At 69.7% G+C, this 16,156-nt stretch carries 14 protein-coding genes; 12 read left to right on the top strand and 2 right to left on the bottom strand.

Features of this window, described 5'->3' with window-relative positions; genetic code table 11:
• Positions 1–79: 79 nt before the first annotated feature.
• The 11 genes from ACWFNE_RS12230 (at position 80) to ACWFNE_RS12280 (ending at position 14,223) form a co-directional block, all read left to right on the top strand.
• Complete coding sequence (locus tag ACWFNE_RS12230) at positions 80–1,540, top strand: CpaF family protein (protein ID WP_452122684.1); 1,461 nt, start codon at positions 80–82, stop codon at positions 1,538–1,540.
• 224 nt (positions 1,541–1,764) lie between these two features.
• On the top strand, positions 1,765–2,406 hold the full coding sequence (locus tag ACWFNE_RS12235) for a type II secretion system F family protein (protein WP_452122685.1): 642 nt from the start codon (positions 1,765–1,767) through the stop codon (positions 2,404–2,406).
• A complete protein-coding gene (locus tag ACWFNE_RS12240; protein WP_452122686.1) occupies positions 2,403–3,308 on the top strand; it encodes a type II secretion system F family protein in 906 nt (301 codons plus the stop codon). The genes ACWFNE_RS12235 and ACWFNE_RS12240 overlap by 4 nt, the downstream gene beginning before the upstream one ends.
• 21 nt (positions 3,309–3,329) lie before the next feature.
• Positions 3,330–3,533: a hypothetical protein gene (locus tag ACWFNE_RS12245; protein ID WP_452122687.1), complete on the top strand. Its 204-nt coding sequence runs from the start codon at positions 3,330–3,332 to the stop codon at positions 3,531–3,533.
• A 110-nt stretch (positions 3,534–3,643) separates the two neighbouring features.
• On the top strand, positions 3,644–4,003 hold the full coding sequence (locus ACWFNE_RS12250) for a TadE/TadG family type IV pilus assembly protein (RefSeq protein ID WP_452122688.1): 360 nt from the start codon (positions 3,644–3,646) through the stop codon (positions 4,001–4,003).
• Positions 4,000–4,431 (top strand): TadE/TadG family type IV pilus assembly protein, encoded by a 432-nt coding sequence (locus ACWFNE_RS12255; RefSeq protein WP_452122689.1) that lies wholly within the window; start codon positions 4,000–4,002, stop codon positions 4,429–4,431. Before ACWFNE_RS12250 ends, ACWFNE_RS12255 begins: the two co-directional genes overlap by 4 nt.
• The gene (locus tag ACWFNE_RS12260; RefSeq protein WP_452122690.1) at positions 4,428–4,874 is read left to right on the top strand and encodes a pilus assembly protein TadG-related protein; all 447 of its coding nucleotides are present in this window, start codon (positions 4,428–4,430) and stop codon (positions 4,872–4,874) included. The genes ACWFNE_RS12255 and ACWFNE_RS12260 overlap by 4 nt, the downstream gene beginning before the upstream one ends.
• A complete protein-coding gene (locus tag ACWFNE_RS12265) occupies positions 4,871–7,984 on the top strand; it encodes a LysM peptidoglycan-binding domain-containing protein (protein WP_452122691.1) in 3,114 nt (1,037 codons plus the stop codon). Before ACWFNE_RS12260 ends, ACWFNE_RS12265 begins: the two co-directional genes overlap by 4 nt.
• A 435-nt stretch (positions 7,985–8,419) precedes the next feature.
• Positions 8,420–9,727 carry a hypothetical protein gene (locus ACWFNE_RS12270; protein WP_452122692.1) on the top strand — a complete coding sequence of 436 codons (1,308 nt, stop codon included), beginning with the start codon at positions 8,420–8,422 and terminating at the stop codon, positions 9,725–9,727.
• 436 nt (positions 9,728–10,163) lie between these two features.
• Positions 10,164–13,739: a PIN domain-containing protein gene (locus ACWFNE_RS12275; RefSeq protein WP_452122693.1), complete on the top strand. Its 3,576-nt coding sequence runs from the start codon at positions 10,164–10,166 to the stop codon at positions 13,737–13,739.
• A gap of 217 nt (positions 13,740–13,956) precedes the next feature.
• Positions 13,957–14,223 carry a hypothetical protein gene (locus ACWFNE_RS12280; RefSeq protein ID WP_452122694.1) on the top strand — a complete coding sequence of 89 codons (267 nt, stop codon included), beginning with the start codon at positions 13,957–13,959 and terminating at the stop codon, positions 14,221–14,223.
• Between the two features lie 315 nt (positions 14,224–14,538).
• Here ACWFNE_RS12280 and ACWFNE_RS12285 read toward each other — a convergent pair whose 3' ends face one another.
• The gene (locus tag ACWFNE_RS12285) at positions 14,539–14,892 is read right to left on the bottom strand and encodes a hypothetical protein (protein WP_452122695.1); all 354 of its coding nucleotides are present in this window, start codon (positions 14,890–14,892) and stop codon (positions 14,539–14,541) included.
• Entirely contained in the window at positions 14,885–15,340 is a 456-nt protein-coding gene (locus ACWFNE_RS12290; protein ID WP_452122696.1) for a hypothetical protein, read from the bottom strand. The genes ACWFNE_RS12285 and ACWFNE_RS12290 overlap by 8 nt, the downstream gene beginning before the upstream one ends.
• Before the next feature lie 503 nt (positions 15,341–15,843).
• Here ACWFNE_RS12290 and ACWFNE_RS12295 point away from each other — a divergent pair.
• Positions 15,844–16,155 (top strand): DUF6112 family protein, encoded by a 312-nt coding sequence (locus ACWFNE_RS12295; RefSeq protein ID WP_452122697.1) that lies wholly within the window; start codon positions 15,844–15,846, stop codon positions 16,153–16,155.
• The last annotated feature ends 1 nt before the right edge of the window (position 16,156 follow it).

Here is a 16,156-nt window from a genome sequence, read left to right on the forward strand (position 1 = left end):
GGCGCGACCGGCGAACGGCACCGCCGCCGTGAACGGCCACTCTCGGGTCGCTGAGCTGGCCGACCTGGCTTCGTCTCGCGTGGGAGATCAGCGCAACGGCGCCACGCGGGACGCCGAAGGTGCGGCCACGGCGATCCCGAGGTCACTGAGCGAGCCGGAGAGCGGCTCGGTCGAGGCTGGCCCTGCGGCGCCGGACCCGGCTGTCGTGCGCCAGGTGCGCCGGTCCGTCGCGGAGCGCCTGGCCGCGCGCCTGCAGGTCGAGCAGGTCACCGACCACACCGCCCGGCGCGAGCTGGCGCGGGCGCTGGTCGCCGACGAGCTCGCCGAGCACGCCCGGCGGCGGGTCCGTGAGGGCGCGGACCCGTGGCCGGTGGAGGCGGAGATGGCCATGGCGCGCGCCGTCATGGCCGCACTGTTCGGCCTCGGACGACTGCAGCCGCTCATCGACGACCCGGACGTGGAGAACATCGAGGTCGACGGGCACGAGTCCGTGTGGGTGTCCTACGCCGACGGCCACGACCGACAGGCCGCGCCGGTCGCCGAGTCCGACGACGAGCTCATCGAGATCGTGCAGCTCCTCGCAGCGCACCACGGGTCGGCCGAGCGCACCTTCTCCTCCGCCCACCCGGCCCTGCACCTGCGCCTCGACGACGGCTCCCGCCTCGCGGCGATCGCCTGGGTGACCCCGCGCCCGCACCTGGTCATCCGCCGGCACCGCGTCCGCGACGTCGACCTCGACGACCTCGTCCGCCTCGGCACCCTCGACACGGCACTGGCCGCGTTCCTGCGGGCCGCGATCGGCGCGGGTAAGAACATCGTGGTCACCGGGCTGCAGAACGCCGGGAAGACAACACTCATCCGCGCGCTGGCCAACGAGTTCCCGCCGATGGAACGGTTCGCCACGATCGAGAAGGAGTACGAGCTCCACCTGCACGACCTCCCCCACCGCCACCCCCGCGTCGTCGCGATGGAAGCCCGCGAGGGGTCAGCCGAGAAGGACGCCCACGGGCGCCGAGCCGGTGAGATCACCCTGACCGACCTCGTCACCGACGCCCTGCGGATGAACCTGCGCCGGATCATCGTCGGCGAGGTCCGCGGCCCCGAGGTCCTGCCCATGCTCGAGGCGATGTCCACCGGCGACGGGTCGCTGTGCACGCTGCACGCCCGCACCGCACAGCACGCCATCGACCGCATCGTCACCCTGTGCCTGTCCGCGGGGGTGTCCATGACGGAGGCCTTCGCCTACCGGCTCCTGGCCGGGTCGGTCGACCTGCTCGTGCACCTCACGCTGCTCGACCGGTCCGCGACGGGTGGGCCGAAGCACCGGTTCGTGTCCCAGGTCGTCGAGATCAGCGGACTCGGCGAAGGCTTGCGACCTACGACGACCAAGGTGTTCGGCCCCGGTCCGGACGGGCGCGCGGTCCCGCTGCACCGACCCGCATGCCTCGACGACCTCGTCCGCGCCGGCTTCGACCCGGCATTCCTCGACCACACCGCCGGCACGTGGACCATCGGCATCGACGACCGGAGGACCCAATGAAAACCCTCCTGGCCGCGGTCGCCGGCGCGTGCACGCTCACCGGGCTGCTCCTCGTCGTCCTTGGCGCACGCCGCACCGCTGTCCCGGTCGAAAGCGCGTCGCGGCGCCGCTGGCGTCACGGCCCGGCACGCGGAGCTCGGGCGGGGTGGGCGCGGTGGCGGTGGCCGATCGGGGGCGCGGCCGGCGTGCTGGCGTGGGCGATCACGGGATGGCCGGTCGCTGGGGTGCTGCTGACGATCGCCGTCGTCGGCCTGCCGGTCCTGCTGGGGACGAGCAAGCTCGCCGCGCGGCGGATCGCGCGCGTGGAGGCGATCGAGGAGTGGGCGCGCCGGCTCGCGGACATCCTCGTCGCCGGGGTCGGGCTCGAGCAGGCGATCACCGCGAGCCTGCGCACCTGCCCACCGGCGCTCCAGCCGGAGGTCACCGCACTCGTCGCCCGCCTGTCGGCGCGCTGGCCCGCCGAGCCGGCGTTGCGGGCGTTCGCCGACGACGTCGACGACGCCTCCGCCGACCTCGTGGTGGCCGCCTTGGTGCTCGCCTCGCGCCGCCACGGTCCCGGCCTGGCCCGGGTGCTCACCGCGGTGGCCGACTCCGTCGCCGAGGACGTCGCAGTTCAACGCAAGGTGGAAGCCGAACGGGCGAAGCCCCGCACGACCGCCCGCGCGATCACTCTCATCACCGTGGGCGTCCTGGCGTACGGGGCGTTCAACGGCACGTATCTCGCCCCGTACGCCGACCCCCTGGGCCAGCTCGTACTGGCCCTCATCGCAGCGGCGTTCGTCGGCTGCCTCGCCTGGATGCGCGCCCTGACGCTCTCGGCGCCCGAGCCGCGGTTCCTCACCGCACGCACGGAGGCGGCCCGATGAGCGTGTGGCCCGTCCTGCTCACCGGCGCCCTCCTCGGCGTCGGGCTCATCACTCTCGTCGCGGCCCTCGCACCGGCGCCGCCGAACCTGCACGCCGCCCTCGCCAGGCTCGACCCTCGGGCTGCTGCGTCTCGGCCCGATGGGCCGGCGGTGCGGCGAGTCGGTGCACGGCTCACCGGCGAGCTCGAGCGTCGACTGCTCCCACGCCTCGTCGAGACCCTCGGCCTGCGCCGGTTCACCGCGGACCTGCGGATGCTCGACGAGACACCCGAACAGCTCGCGGCGCGCAAGGTCGGCCATGCGGTCCTCGGTGTTGCCTTCCCCGTGGTCCTGACCCTCGCCGCAGCGCTCCTCGGGGTCCGGTCGCCCGTCGTGATCCCGGCGGTGGCGGCTCTGGCGCTGGGCGCGCTGCTCTTCGTCGTTCCCGACCTCGACCTGCGGCGCCGTGCAGCGATCGCGCGAGCGGACCTGCGCCGCGCCACCTGCGTGTACCTCGAGCTCGTCGCACTCGAGCGAGCCGCCGACGCCGGCATCACCGAGGCCCTCGACCGCGCTGCCAGCATCGGCACCACCCGTGAGTTCACCCGCATCCGCGACGCACTCCTGCGCGCCGAGCTCACCGGACGGCCCTCCTGGCAGGGCCTGGCCGACCTCGCCGAGGCCACCGGTGTCCCCGAGCTCGGCGACCTCGCCGACATCATGGCGCTCGCCGGTCACGACGGCGCGGCCGTCTACGCCACCCTGCGCGCCCGCGCGGCCTCGCTGCGCACGCAGCTGCTCACGGCCGCGACCGCCAAGGCCAACGCCGCCTCGGAGCACATGGTCGTCCCGACCACGCTTCTCGGGGTCGCGTTCATGGCCCTGCTCGCCTACCCGGCGTTCGTCCGCATCCTGTTCGGCTGACCGCACCACCAGGAGGGAACCGTGCACACCTTCGCCGCCCTGATCATCCTCAACGGCTACGTCGCCGGCGCCCGCCGGCGCGCCCGTGAGCGCGTCCCCGATGCCGAGCTCGGCGCCACGACGCTCGAGCTCGTCATCATCACCCTCGGCCTGATCGCCGTGGCGACCCTCCTGGTCGTCGCCGTCACGGCCGCCGTGCAGCGACGCGTCGACCAGATCACCTGAACGCCCCCGCCCCGATGACGACACTGCGCGCACCGGTGATCCCGGCGGCCCTGCCGTCGAGGCGACTGCAACGCGCCTTCGCGAGCGGGTCCGAGCGGGGGTCGGCGAGCGTGGAGCTCGCGCTGCTGTTCCCCGCGCTGCTGCTGGTGGTCACCTCGCTCGTCCAGTACGGGCTCTGGTTCCACGCCCGCTCGCTCGCACTCGCCGCGGCACAACACGGCGTCAGCGTCGCCCGCACCTACGACGCCGACCACAGCACGGCGCCCGCCGCGGCGCGAGCGTTCGTCGACGCGCACGGCGCCGACACCCTCGTCGATGTCGCCACCACCCCGATGAGCCCAGGCCCCGGCGAAGTTGGGGTCGAGGTCACCGGTCGCGCCATCTCGATCCTCCCCGGTGTCCCCGGGCCGGCGGTCCGGCAGGCCGCCGAGGCTCCGATCGAACGCTTCACCACAGCGGGCACACCATGAGGGCGCCGAGTCAGGATCGCGAGCGCGGGAGCGCCACGCTCGAACTGGCGATCATCACCCCCGCGCTCCTGCTCGTGCTCGGGCTGGTCGTCGTCGGTGGCCGCGTCCAGGTCGCGTCGGGCGCCGTCGAGCACGCCGCGTCGACCGCGGCACGCGAGGCCTCCCTCATGCGCACCGGCACCGCGGCGCACGCCGCAGCCACCGCCGCCGCCGCGCGCGAGCTCGACGGGCAGGACCTGCGCTGCGCAGCGACCAGCACGACGGTGGACACCTCCGGGCTCACGCGCCGCGTCGGGCAGCCCGCCACGGTCGCCGTTCACCTGACGTGCACCGTGTCGTTCGCCGACCTCGCACTGCCCGGGCTGCCCGGTGCGCGGACCCTGACCGCCACGGCCACCTCGCCGCTCGACCGGTTCCGCGCACGATGACCACCCACCCGCGCCACGCCCAACACCCCGACCGGGAGGCCGGGTCGATCAGCGTGTTCGTCGCCGTCGCCTCGCTCGGGCTCCTGGTCCTCATCGGCCTCGTCGTCGACGGCGGCGTCAAGATCCGCGCCGCGCAACGCGCCGACACCGTCGCCGCAGAGGCCGCCCGCGCCGCCGGCCAAGAAGTCGCACTCTCCGCGGTCGTCGGAACGCAGACCGTGGGGGTCGATCGGAACGCCGCGGTGAACGCAGCGAACGCCTACCTCGCCACCGCCGGCGAGTCCGGCAGCGTGCAGATTAGCCCCGACGGCACCACCGTCGAGGTCACCGTGACCACGACCGCGCCCACCGTGTTCGTCTCGCTCATCGGCATCCCGAGCGTGACCGCCACCGGCTACAGCGAGGCCCGCCTCATCCACCGCATCTCCGCGGAGCAGCCATGACCCCCACCTACGCGCCCACCCCTCCCCGACCCCGAAGCGCCGGCGACCTCGCCCGCGGCCTCGCCGCGGCCGCCGCGCTGGCCGGGTTCGTCATCGGCGTGCCGCTCCTGCTGGCCGTCATCGCCCCGCTGCGCCTCCCGCAGACCTGGCCCACCTGGACCGCCGTGAGCGAAGCGCTCATGCGCCCGGATGACGGGTCACTGCTGCTCGGGCTCCTGGCCATCATCGCGTGGACCGGCTGGGCCGCATTCACGGGCAGCGCCGTCATCGAAGCCGCCGCGAGCCTGCGCCACGTCCCCGCACCGTCACTGCCGATGCTCAGCTGGGCGCAGCACCTCGCCGGCACGCTAGTAACGACCGCCGGGCTGCTGCTCACCACCGCCGCACCCGTCATCGGCTCCAGCACCGCCACGCCACCCGTCATCGCGACCGCACCCGACTCAGTGCAGGACACCCACGACTCCTCGATGACGGGTTCCTCAACGGCGATGACGGGTTCGGACCGGGCAGCAACGGAACCGGGCTCCACGATGACGGCTTCGGCCACGGACGCACCGACGCGGCCGGCGCCGACAGCACCGGCCGCTGCGATCCAGGAGGAGATCAGCGCCGGGCACGCGCCGAACTACCCGGTCGTCATCGTCGAGCGCGGTGACACCCTGTGGTCCCTCGCCGAGCGTCACCTGTCCTCCGGGCACCGCTATACCGAAATCCGTGACCTCAACCTCGGCCTATCCCAACCCGACGGACAGACCCTCACCGACAGCCACTGGATCTACCCCGGCTGGCGCCTGCGCCTCCCCGCCGACGCCGTCAACCTCCCCGTCGACGCGACGGGGACGCAGACGGGCGGCGGTTTCCCCGCCGCAGCGCCGACGCCTTACGAGGTCGTCCCCGGCGACACGCTGTGGGACATCGCCGCCATGCAGTTGGGCGACGGAGCGCAGTACCCCGCGGTCTTCGACATGAACGCCGGAGTCCCGCAAGACGACGGCCGCACCCTGACCGACCCCGACCTCATCCACCCCGGCTGGCAACTCCTCCTGCCGGCACAGGACCTTGCGCCCAGCGAGGCGCCCGCATCCGCCGTGGCAGCGCGAGTTCCGGCCGCCGAACCGCCGGCGCACGCAAGCGACCAGCCACCACCGCACGATCAGCAACAGCGGGGAGCGGACGGTGTCCCGTCGCCCGACTCAACCCCGCCGACAGAGGAAGAACCGGCCGTACAGGGCGACGAGATCCGAGTGGGTCACGCCCCGGAGACTGACGGTGTGACCGATGAGGCGGAGCCTGCCGCGTCGGTCACCAAACTCGTCCTGGGCCTCACCGGACTGGCTGCCGCCGGCGTCATCGGGGAACTCACTCGGCGCCGCCGCCTTCAACACCGCCGACGGCGCACCGGCGAACGCATCCCGCTCCCGGCCCCTGGAAGCCCAGCCGACGCGGCCGAGCGGACGCTCCGCACGGCCACCGCTGCGATGTCGATCCCTCAGCTCAAGACCGCCCTGCTCAACCTCGCTACCCGCGCCTACCGCGCCGAGCGCGACCTCCCCCGCATCACCACGCTCCACCTGAGCGGCACGCGCCTCGAGCTCCACCTCGCCGACGACGACCCCGAACCACTTGAACCCTTCACCGCAGACGAACCCCGCGTCTGGAGGGCTAGCACCGCCGCGTTGGTGGGCGACGTCCCGCTCGACGACGACCCCGACCGCCCTGAGCCCTACCCGGCACTGGTCACCCTCGGACATACCGACGACGCCACCGTGATCGCCAACCTCGAAGCCGCTGGCACCCTCGCCGTCACCGGCGACCCGGACGCCGCCCACGACACCCTCCGCGCGATCATCACCGAGCTCGCCACGAGCGACCTCACCGGCCGCGTCGCTATCCTCACCGGACCCGAGTTCGCAGGCCTCGCCGCCGCCTCCGACCCCGCACGCCTGCAGTGCGCCGATACGACAGCGCTCCCCGCGGAGCACGCCGACCGAGCCCGGTCGATCGCAGCGGTGCTGGGAGCCAACGGCATCGACGACACCCTCCAAGCCCGGTCGGACCGCACCGCCATCGACACATGGCTGCCCGTCGTGTACCTGGACACCCCCCTCGGACACGCAGGATGGCACCCACCGACGCCCTGGTCCGGCTCGGTCCTGCTCACCACAAGCTCACTCGACGGCTCCTGGACGCTGACGGTGGGGGCCGACGGCTCCGCCGCGCTCGAGCCAGCGGGGACAGAGCTCACGGCGCCTCGATTGACAGCGGACGACTTGAGCCGCATCACCGACCTGCTGGCGACGGCAGAAGCGGAGACGGCCTCGCGATCGGAGCCCGGCTCAAAGACGACCGACGACGTCGATCAGGACGAACCCGCCCGCGCCCTGGCAGCAATCTCGGCCCCGGACGCCTCCGCCCGTACGGGCGTCGGGAAAGGCACAGGGTTGCGCATCAATGTCCTCGGCCCCATCGAGGTACTCGGACTACCCACCGGAACGCGCCCACTCGGCAAGCGCTCCACAGAGCTCCTCGTCTACCTCGCCCTGCGCGGCAAAGCCACCGGCCCCGAGCTCGACGACGTCCTCTGGCACGGCCGACGCGTCGACAATCAAACCCGCAACAGCCTCATCTACCGCACCCGCCAACGCGTCGGAGCACACAACCTCCCACCCGTCGACGCCGACGGCCACTACCACCTCGGCCCTGACGTGGCCTGTGACTGGGGCGACTTCCGGCATCTCGCGGAAGAAGGGCTCGCGACGGACACCGGCGCCCACAAGGCGCTGCGCGAGGCGCTCGCACTCGTGCGGGACCGCCCCCTCTGCGGAATCGCCGGGAACGAGTACATCTGGGCCGAACACGACGCGCAGCAGATGATCGCCGCGATCGTCGACATCGCGCACGTGCTGTCAGGGCAGTTCCTCGCCGCCGGCGACTCGCAGGGCGCGATCCTCGCCGCGACGCGTGGTCTGCTAGCCGAAGCATGCTCCGAGACGCTGTACTACGACGCCATCCGAGCTGCACAAGCCTCAGGAGCGGAGGACGAAGCAGACCGCCTATCAGACCGGCTGCAAGCCACCCTCGAAGCGCTCGATCCCGAGTACGCGTCATGATCACGAGCACTCCTCAGAGGCACCAATGATGCCCTCGCTGCTGCCCCGGGGCCCGCCTCTGATTGGTGCCGGGCCATCGATGCTGAAGTGACGTCAGGACAGGGGGGACATGCACGCTTGGGACACCGCAAGGCGCCAGGATCTGACGGTGAGCGCGCCCACCGCTGTCGCCCGCTTCCGCGCGCATCGCCTGCAAGCCCTGCAGCGCACGGCTGGGAACGCCAGCCGTGACGTCAGCGGTGCAGAACGCGACTCCCTCGACCACCACGCTCCTCTTGGCATAGTCACAAGACCTCCACAGTCAGAGGTTCAGTAAAGGCTCGGCTGACCCCGCCGGCTCGCCAAGGACGTCGCCCGGAAAGGCTGGCCCACGCTGTGGGACGGTGCTGCTACGTTGCGCGGCGCCACGGACGGGACGCAGCGAGAGGTAGAGACATGGATGGTCAGGTGGTGAACCCGAAGGACGCACGGGTCCAGGTCATGCGAGCGGCCGGACTCACGCCCCTCGAGGACTACCCTGGCAGCAAGACCCCCTGGCGATGCCGCTGCGACACATGCAGCCGTGTCGTCACCCCGCTGTACAACACCATCCAGCAGCTGGGCGGCAAGCCGGGCGGGTGCGCGCCGTGCGGCATCGGGCGACGCGCGCAGCAGAAGCGCATCACGCACGAGGCGGCCTCGGCGGTCATGCTCGCGGCAGGCGCCCGGCCCCTGGAGCGCTACGCGGGCACAGAGAAACGATGGCGATGCGAATGTCTGCGCTGCGGCCGGATCGTCACCCCGACCCACCACGGCGTGCGGTCCGGGCAAGGTGCGTGCGGGTACTGCGCGGGGAACAGGGTCGACCCACTCGAGGCCGCCGCGCTGATGCGTCGCGCAGGCGTCGACCCTCAGCAGCCGTACCAGCGGGCCAACGACCCATGGCCGAGCCGGTGCCAACGCTGCGCCCGAGAGGTTAGGCCGACCTACACAGCCGTCCGAGCCGGCCAGGGCCCTTGCAAGTACTGCAGCGGCCGAGCCGTCCACGTCGACGAGGCACGTGAGCTCATGCGTGAGCGTGCTGGCGTCCTCGTCACTGGGTCGTGGCCCGGGGCCGACAAGCCCTGGCCCGGCGTCTGCCTGCGCTGCGGCGCATCCGTGGCCCCCGCCTACAACAACGTGCAACGCGGCCACCGCGGCTGCGGACACTGCGCCGAGCAGATCGTCGACCCCGAGCGCGCCGCCGACCTCATGCGCGCCGCCAACCTTGAACCACTTGTGCCCTATCCAGGCAACAGTAAGACCCCATGGCCGTGCCTGTGCACGACCTGCGAGGCACGCGTCAGCCCTCGCTACGCGGGCATTCGCGGCGGCCAAGGCGGCTGCCGCGCCTGCGCACCCTCCGGATTCAACGTCGAGGCACCCTCGATCGTCTACCTCCTCACCTCTCCGAGACTCGGGGCCGTGAAGGTCGGCGTCACCAGCCAGAAATCGACCCGACTCGCCGACCACGCACGCCACGGCTGGCTGCCCACCACCTACCAGACGATCCTCACCGTTTGGGACGTCGCCGACGGCCATGAGGCACTCGCTATCGAGGCTGACGTGCTCGACTGGTGGCGCCTCGACCTCAATGCTCCACCCGGAGTGACCCCCTTGCAGATGCCTCAGCGCGGAGCCAGTGAGACCGCCTCTCTCTCAGACGTCGATCTCCACCAAACCGCGGCCCGCATCACAGCCGCGGTCTGGCGACCCTCGACGTGACGCGGGTCGGAGCTCTACGGCGCAGCCGGCGCTAGGCAGGCGGAGCTATGGTCCGCCTCGGACGTCGTGGTCGTCCTCACTGACGCATAGATCTGCCGCCCAACTCCTTCATCCGGGCGCGTTCGGTCGCGCTCGACCAAGAGGCCGAGGGCAGCACTCGGGAGGGGACTGGACGGTGACGTCTGACTGGGACTGCGGGTGTCGGACCCAGGATGTCCGGTTCGTGTGGGACCGTGCCGTGGTGGTGAACACCTTGGGGCGGGTCGTCGAGTCGAGCAGTGGGCTGCGCTTCCGCGTGGTGTTCCCGGACGCAGAGCACGAAGGCGCCCCACTGTTCCTGCGCGATCTGGCGGCCTCCGACTGTCAGCCCACCACCCTTCGGCGCTACGCGTACGGGCGAGCCGCCTTCGCTCGCACGAAGTAAGGGGAGAAATCAGTGTTCGTGCCTGACCCGACCCTCATCAGACTGCTCTCCGCCATCGCGGCCAATCCAGCAAAGCGAGAGGTTGGTAAGAGAACCTTCCGCTTGCGCGTGGCTCGACGGTCGGCGTCCCTAGCGCAAAGTGCTGGCATCGGTGTGACGGTGCGTGGAATATTTGGATGGCTCGGTCGGCCCGACACTCGCACCCTTCTCCAGACCGGGCAGAGCTCATCATTCCCCGCAGCGCTTGACGACCTGTCCCGCCGAATAAGCGGCGGCAACCGCGGCGCCGACGCGGAACGCTTGCTACCGATCATCATTCGGGAGACGACGATCGCGCTGGAGTTAAACGAAGCGTTAGCCGATCTCGAGAGCCGACTCTCGGCCCAGATCGTGAAGGAGAACGAGGCGACGCGTCAGACGGTCGCCCAAGCTTACTCTCCGGCCAGCAAGTTTGATCAGAACAGTCGCCAACTCCATCCGTGGCGAGCGACTGAGGCTGCCGCGCTTCGAGAAGCTTGGCCCAGGATTGCAGAAATGGTGCAAGCAATCGCTGAGTCGCCTGATCCGGCGAGGACCCTCGGCGAATGGGCGGACTCGCGCCCACGCATTCTAGAAGACGCCGGGGCTGGCGGATTCTTGTGGCTAGGTAGGGTCGCTGCCGACTATAAGGCAGGTAACGCTGCGGCCTACTTTTTCAACGAAGCGATCGAAGCAGGAGCAACGCCGCAAGGCTATGTCTTAGCGCGTGCCGCTATGGCGCTTGATGGAATCGATGATGCGAGAGCAGATTCGCTACTCGACGCTGCGCAAAGTTCCGAACCGCTCAGCGCAACTCTTACTCTGCTTCGAGCCGGCGATGATTCGACCGCTTCAGCAACGGTCCGCGAATGGAATCCCACGGCACCTCATGACGTGGCCCTTAAAGCGATCTTACTGGCGAGGTCGTTGATCCAGCTCGATGAGCAAGATCATGCGATCGAGGTACTCAGTCAAGCAGCCGCTGCCGATCCGTACGCCTCGGGACCCGCGATGTCAGCGGCGGCACTATTGGCCCGGCGTGCCCGCCTTGGAGAGACCGCGACCCCTTACCACGATCTTGACGTGGCCTTTCGTCTCGCTATCCAAGCGCGCAATGCACGACGATCATGGGGCGGCGACAGCGCAGCAGCGGTCGTGCTTGCAGCGGGGATAATCGTGCTCTATGGCGATATCGGAGTTGCCCTTGGACTGGTGACAGCCCAGCCCGACGGCGAAGCGACTCCGGCGGAGTCGGCGGATCCCACCGTGAGTCAGGAGCGTGCCGTCCTCCTTGCGATGACGGCACCACCGGAGATGGCTCGAGCCGCGATCCGAAGTCTGAGCGACCCGCACGCGATCGCGCTCGCTAGCGGCATAGTTGCCATCAACGAGTCGAATGAATCTCGCGGCGCCGAACTTCTTCTCGACGCGTACAAGTTGGCTGATGACGACATGCAGCGCCTCCGAGTTGGACGCCTTCTATCGGAGCACAGCGACACGCTGCCTGATCTTTCTGAACTCGAGTCACGCTTCCCGGACGCAGTGCGGGACCTTCGAAAACTGCACGCTGTACTCGCCCCTGGGACTGACCGGTTAACACGCCTTCGGTCACACCAAGATGACGACCCCGCAATCGCCGTGACGTTGGCTGAGGTGTGTACGGCGCAGGGATCACTTGAAGAGGCTGCGACGGTCCTGGAACGTGCAGGCCGAAACTTCGCACTCCCTAGGCTCCTCGTCGCATCAGCGAACACCCGGATGAAGAACGGTGAACCTTCGGATGCAATACGCCTTTGCGAAGCAGCAATCGCGATGGCGGGGAATGGTTGGCCCGGGGAGTTTACGGCCCGCGCCTGCATGTTTGAGGCTCTCCAAGCCGATGGCAGATCCGAAGATTCTCTGCAGCAGGCGCGAGCTCTCGTGGGACTCGATCCAACCGACGCATCGGCAACTTGGGCGCTGACGCAGACACTGGTGCAGCTCGGCGACATCAGCGGCGCGTGGACTGCTTTGACGAACTCCGGCGAGCCGATCGACCCTCGCACACCGAGCGAAGCAAGGCTCTGGCTCCAACTTGTGGTGCGCTCCCCGCGGGCGGCGTCGTTGACTACCCGCGTATTGAGCGTGGTGCGTACGTGGGCCGATACTCCTGAGATCACGCCCGCGTTCGTGATGGGCCTGACAACATTGCTTCCGGACCCTCTCGACGATGCGGACGTCGAAGCGGTGAGAACCGTAGTGGCCGACTTGCTCGACCGGCACTCGGACTCCCCAACACTTCAGGCCATCCCTGTCGGCCCCGATGATGACCCGCTGCGCGAGATGAAGCCTGTGCTTAAGCGTCGGCACGAGTCGCTTGCTGAACTTCATACCCGCGTCGCGAACGGTGAACTCCCGGTGGGCATGCTCACGGCCGAGACGGGATCGGTGAGTGAGGCGCTACTTCGGCGACTCGCCGGTAAAGTTTTCGGATTCTCGAGCCTGGGCGAAGAGTCACGAGCAACTGCCGCAGCGGCTGCTATCAATGGACCGTGCTTGATCGACGCAACTGCGCTGGCTACCTTGACTTTACTCGACCAGGCAACCGTGAACGATCTGCGTGCTCGCTTCAGCGAGCTCATTAGCACGCACGCCGTCTTCCATGACGCGCTGTCCGCGCAGACTTCTTTGGCGATGCGTTCGACCATGTCCGTCGGCTGGGACCCAGCCACGGAGCAGCCTCGGGTCAGCACGATCAGTGAATCCGCGGCTAGCGCCTTGTCTAGTCGAGCTGATCGATTGGTAGAACTGCTACATCGCACACGTCGGCGGACGCAGCCACCCCTCACTACTTTCGCGCAACTGAATGACCACGACAGCGCCCACGTCTGGTTGGGTCCGGCCGATCTCGCGGCGAATCTCGGTCAACCCCTCTGGTGCGACGATATCGTCCTGGCGCGAGTCGCGGCCTCGACGGGCGTACAGGTGTTCACCACCGTCGACCTGGTGCGCCATCTCCGACTTGTTGGCGACTACAGCACAGACATCGCCGACACGATTGAAGCGCAACTTCTGCACAACTATTTTGTCGATCTCGGCTTCCGCTCAGACGTCGCCATTCACGCTGCGGAGCTGGCGAGTTGGCGGATTGAAGGCTCCGCGTTCGCCCTGACGCGTTCGCAGACGTGGGTTGAACCTGATGGCGTTATCACTTTTGTCGAGACGGCCGTTGCGCGCGCTCCTGACCTTGCAATTCTTGAAGGTTGGGTGACCGCCGCCGCACTCGGGGTTGCCTCCGACCTTCCGGATGACGCGGCTTCGTCAAATCTTCAGATCCTGCTAAGGCGACTCCTCGCTCAGCCCTCGGTGAGACTCGAACAAGTGCCGATGGTTCTGAGTGGCATCCGCGCTCCGATCGCGCAAAAGCCGGGTATCGCAGACCCGCTAGAAGCGACACTACGAGATCTCCACGTTGCGCTAGTAGCCAAGCACGGACACCAGGTGGCGCACATACTTCTATTAGGCCTCCTCCAATATGCCTCCGATTCCGACAAGGCAGTTGCGGCCCGAGTCGTGCTTACCGCTGATTAGACGGCCAATCTCGCAGTGGCGGCAAAGGCAGATTGACGCGGTGGACGAGCGCCGGCGCGACGAGACCGGCGCACCCGCGGTAGAGCGAGTTTCATAGCGACAAGCTGCGAATGAGGACGGTCTTTCCGCTCCATCGAGCCAGGGCGTGCCGGTCAGCGACGTGCGCTGGGCCCGGCACGGGCGGAGCCGTGCGCCGGTGTGCGGGATGCTGTGGCGCGTGACCAGCGACTCGACTCCCGAGCCGGACTGGTACGACCTCGTCGTCACCGTGGGGGACCCCCAGGGGAAACCGGAACTCCTGCGCCCGCCGCGGCGCGCGCGGGTCACCGCGAAGAACTACCGCGGCGAGACCGTCATGCTCGAGCTCGACGTCGTCGCCCGCGCCCCCGGGCACGTGCTCGTCGCCCAGCCGCGCGACGGCCAGGAGCCCTGGAACGCCTGGATCCGCGCGGGCGACGCGGTGCCTCTCGACGCCCCTCGCTGAGCGCACTCGCTCTCGCAGACCACCCGACCTGGCCGCTGCGCCGCCTCCGAACAGCCCCTGCCGTTGCGCCGTTCGGGGTTCGGGCGTGGGTGCCGGGTGCGACATTCCAGCAGCGGTCGGCACAGGGCCGGCCCGGAGAGCCAGGTGGTTCCGATGGGGAAGGTGCTCGACGGGCTCGTGGAGCTCACGCTGCGGCTCGGAGGCGCGATCGCGGTGCTGTACGTGGCGAAACAGGTCGCCGCTGGCCTGTGACCGCGGCGGGCTCTGCCCGACCCTGCATGGGTCCGGCAGAGCCATCCGGCGGCTACTGCTCGGTCAGCGTGCTGCTCGCGCGAGGTGCGCCTCGATCACCGCGACCGCGAGCCAGTGCCCGCTGGACCGCGCGAAGTCGAGCGCCGTCCCGACCCTGGGGGTGCAGGCGAGAGGGGCGGCGCCTCGTGCGAGCAGGTATGCCGTCGTGTCCACGTGCAGGGGGCCACCACTCTGGGTGAGCCCGTCAATCTCGACATCGATCGCATGCTGGAGCAGGGTCAGACCCCCGTCGATCTCCTCGATGTCGGCGCCGCTGTCCAGCAGCTCGCGCAGGAGCACGAGGTCCTCGTGCTCCACTGCCAGGTGCGCCGGCGTCATCGCAGCTCCGGCAGGGACGCTGTTGGAGAGGTCAGGCATCGGGGTTCTCCTTGAGCCAGGCGTCGAGGGTGGGGCTGGTGATGCCGGCACGTTGGGCCAGATCGTCTTGGAGGTCAGGCGCGGTGTGGATCGCGCGTACGGCGGTGCGCACGAGCGCGAGGCGTTCGGCGTCCTCGAGGCGGGCCTGCCGCGGCCGGGGTTCTCTCGGGTGACGGTGAGCTCGTCGAGGAACCGTGCCCCGTGCACGGCGTACCAGGCGACGGCCGAGCGGTCGCGGGTGATGGGGGGTGTGCTCGAGGGCGTGCTGCGCCAGGCGTCCGGTCGCGGGGATCAGGGACTCCCCGGCGGCGTGCGCGAGCCACCCCTCGACGTAGCTGGTGGGGCGGATCACGGTCCGCTCGGGTTGCTCCCCGGGCAGGTCCTTATAGGTCTTGCGCAGGGCGATGGCCCCGTACATGCGCTCGTCCCAGTCCCAGGAGTCCAGCACCGTCCCAGCCTCGGCGAGCGCGACGACCCAAAGGGTCGGTGGTGCCCTGGTCGACGAGCTCGAGGGCGCGCAGGCGCAGCAGGTGCGCGGCGTACTGGCCGGCGAAAGCGGTCCGCCGCGACCCACGGTGGTTGGTCCGCATCTTCGGTGCCCGGGACTCCGCGTCGACCCACAGCGCGTCGTCGTGCCAACTGGGCACGGCGGCGGCGCGGGCGGCGTCGGCGAGCTCGAGGATCGGCCCGGCCCACTGCTCGGGGACGGGCTCCAGAGGCCGGGTCGTCACGGGGCTGCTCCTCAGGGTCGGCGGGCGTGGGGCCGGCTCCTGATCGTCGACCCTAGGGGCGCGGGCCCCGGCAACGTGCCGGGACCCGAGCTCCGTTGCGTGGCTGACGCCCCTGGGTCGAACGCTGAACCTGATCCGGACGCAGATTGCGTGCCGGGGCGCCTACCTGCACTCGAAGCCGTCGCGATGGACGCGACGACAAGTTCCGGGGGTGGGCGTCGTGGAGTCGCTGATCGTGATCGCTCGAACAGCACCGATGGCTGATCCGGGCGTCAGCCCGAACGAGGATGGTCTGCCGGGCCTGTCGGTGGTTCGCCAGATCGCTGGCGCGTTCCTGACCTGGGGCCTGGTGGCGTGCGTCGCCGGGCTGGCGATCTCGATCATCATGTGGGCCGTCGCCCACCATCAGGGCAACTACAACCACGCCTCGAACGGGAAGATGGGCGTGGTGGTGGCCGCAGCAGGCGCGCTGCTGCTGGGCGGGGCGAACGCGATCGTGGCGTTCTTCTCGGGCCTGGGTGCAGCGATCTGAC

The organism is Cellulomonas sp. NPDC055163 (assembly GCF_053607065.1).

Excerpts from the sequence above, each read along its gene's own strand:
- ACWFNE_RS12240 (WP_452122686.1), top strand. The coding sequence starts at position 2,403 with ATGAGCGTGTGGCCCGTCCTGCTCACCGGCGCCCTCCTCGGCGTCGGG.
- ACWFNE_RS12255 (WP_452122689.1), top strand. The coding sequence starts at position 4,000 with ATGAGGGCGCCGAGTCAGGATCGCGAGCGCGGGAGCGCCACGCTCGAA.
- ACWFNE_RS12260 (WP_452122690.1), top strand. The coding sequence starts at position 4,428 with ATGACCACCCACCCGCGCCACGCCCAACACCCCGACCGGGAGGCCGGG.
- ACWFNE_RS12265 (WP_452122691.1), top strand. The coding sequence starts at position 4,871 with ATGACCCCCACCTACGCGCCCACCCCTCCCCGACCCCGAAGCGCCGGC.
- ACWFNE_RS12270 (WP_452122692.1), top strand. The coding sequence starts at position 8,420 with ATGGATGGTCAGGTGGTGAACCCGAAGGACGCACGGGTCCAGGTCATG.
- ACWFNE_RS12285 (WP_452122695.1), bottom strand. The coding sequence starts at position 14,892 with ATGCCTGACCTCTCCAACAGCGTCCCTGCCGGAGCTGCGATGACGCCG.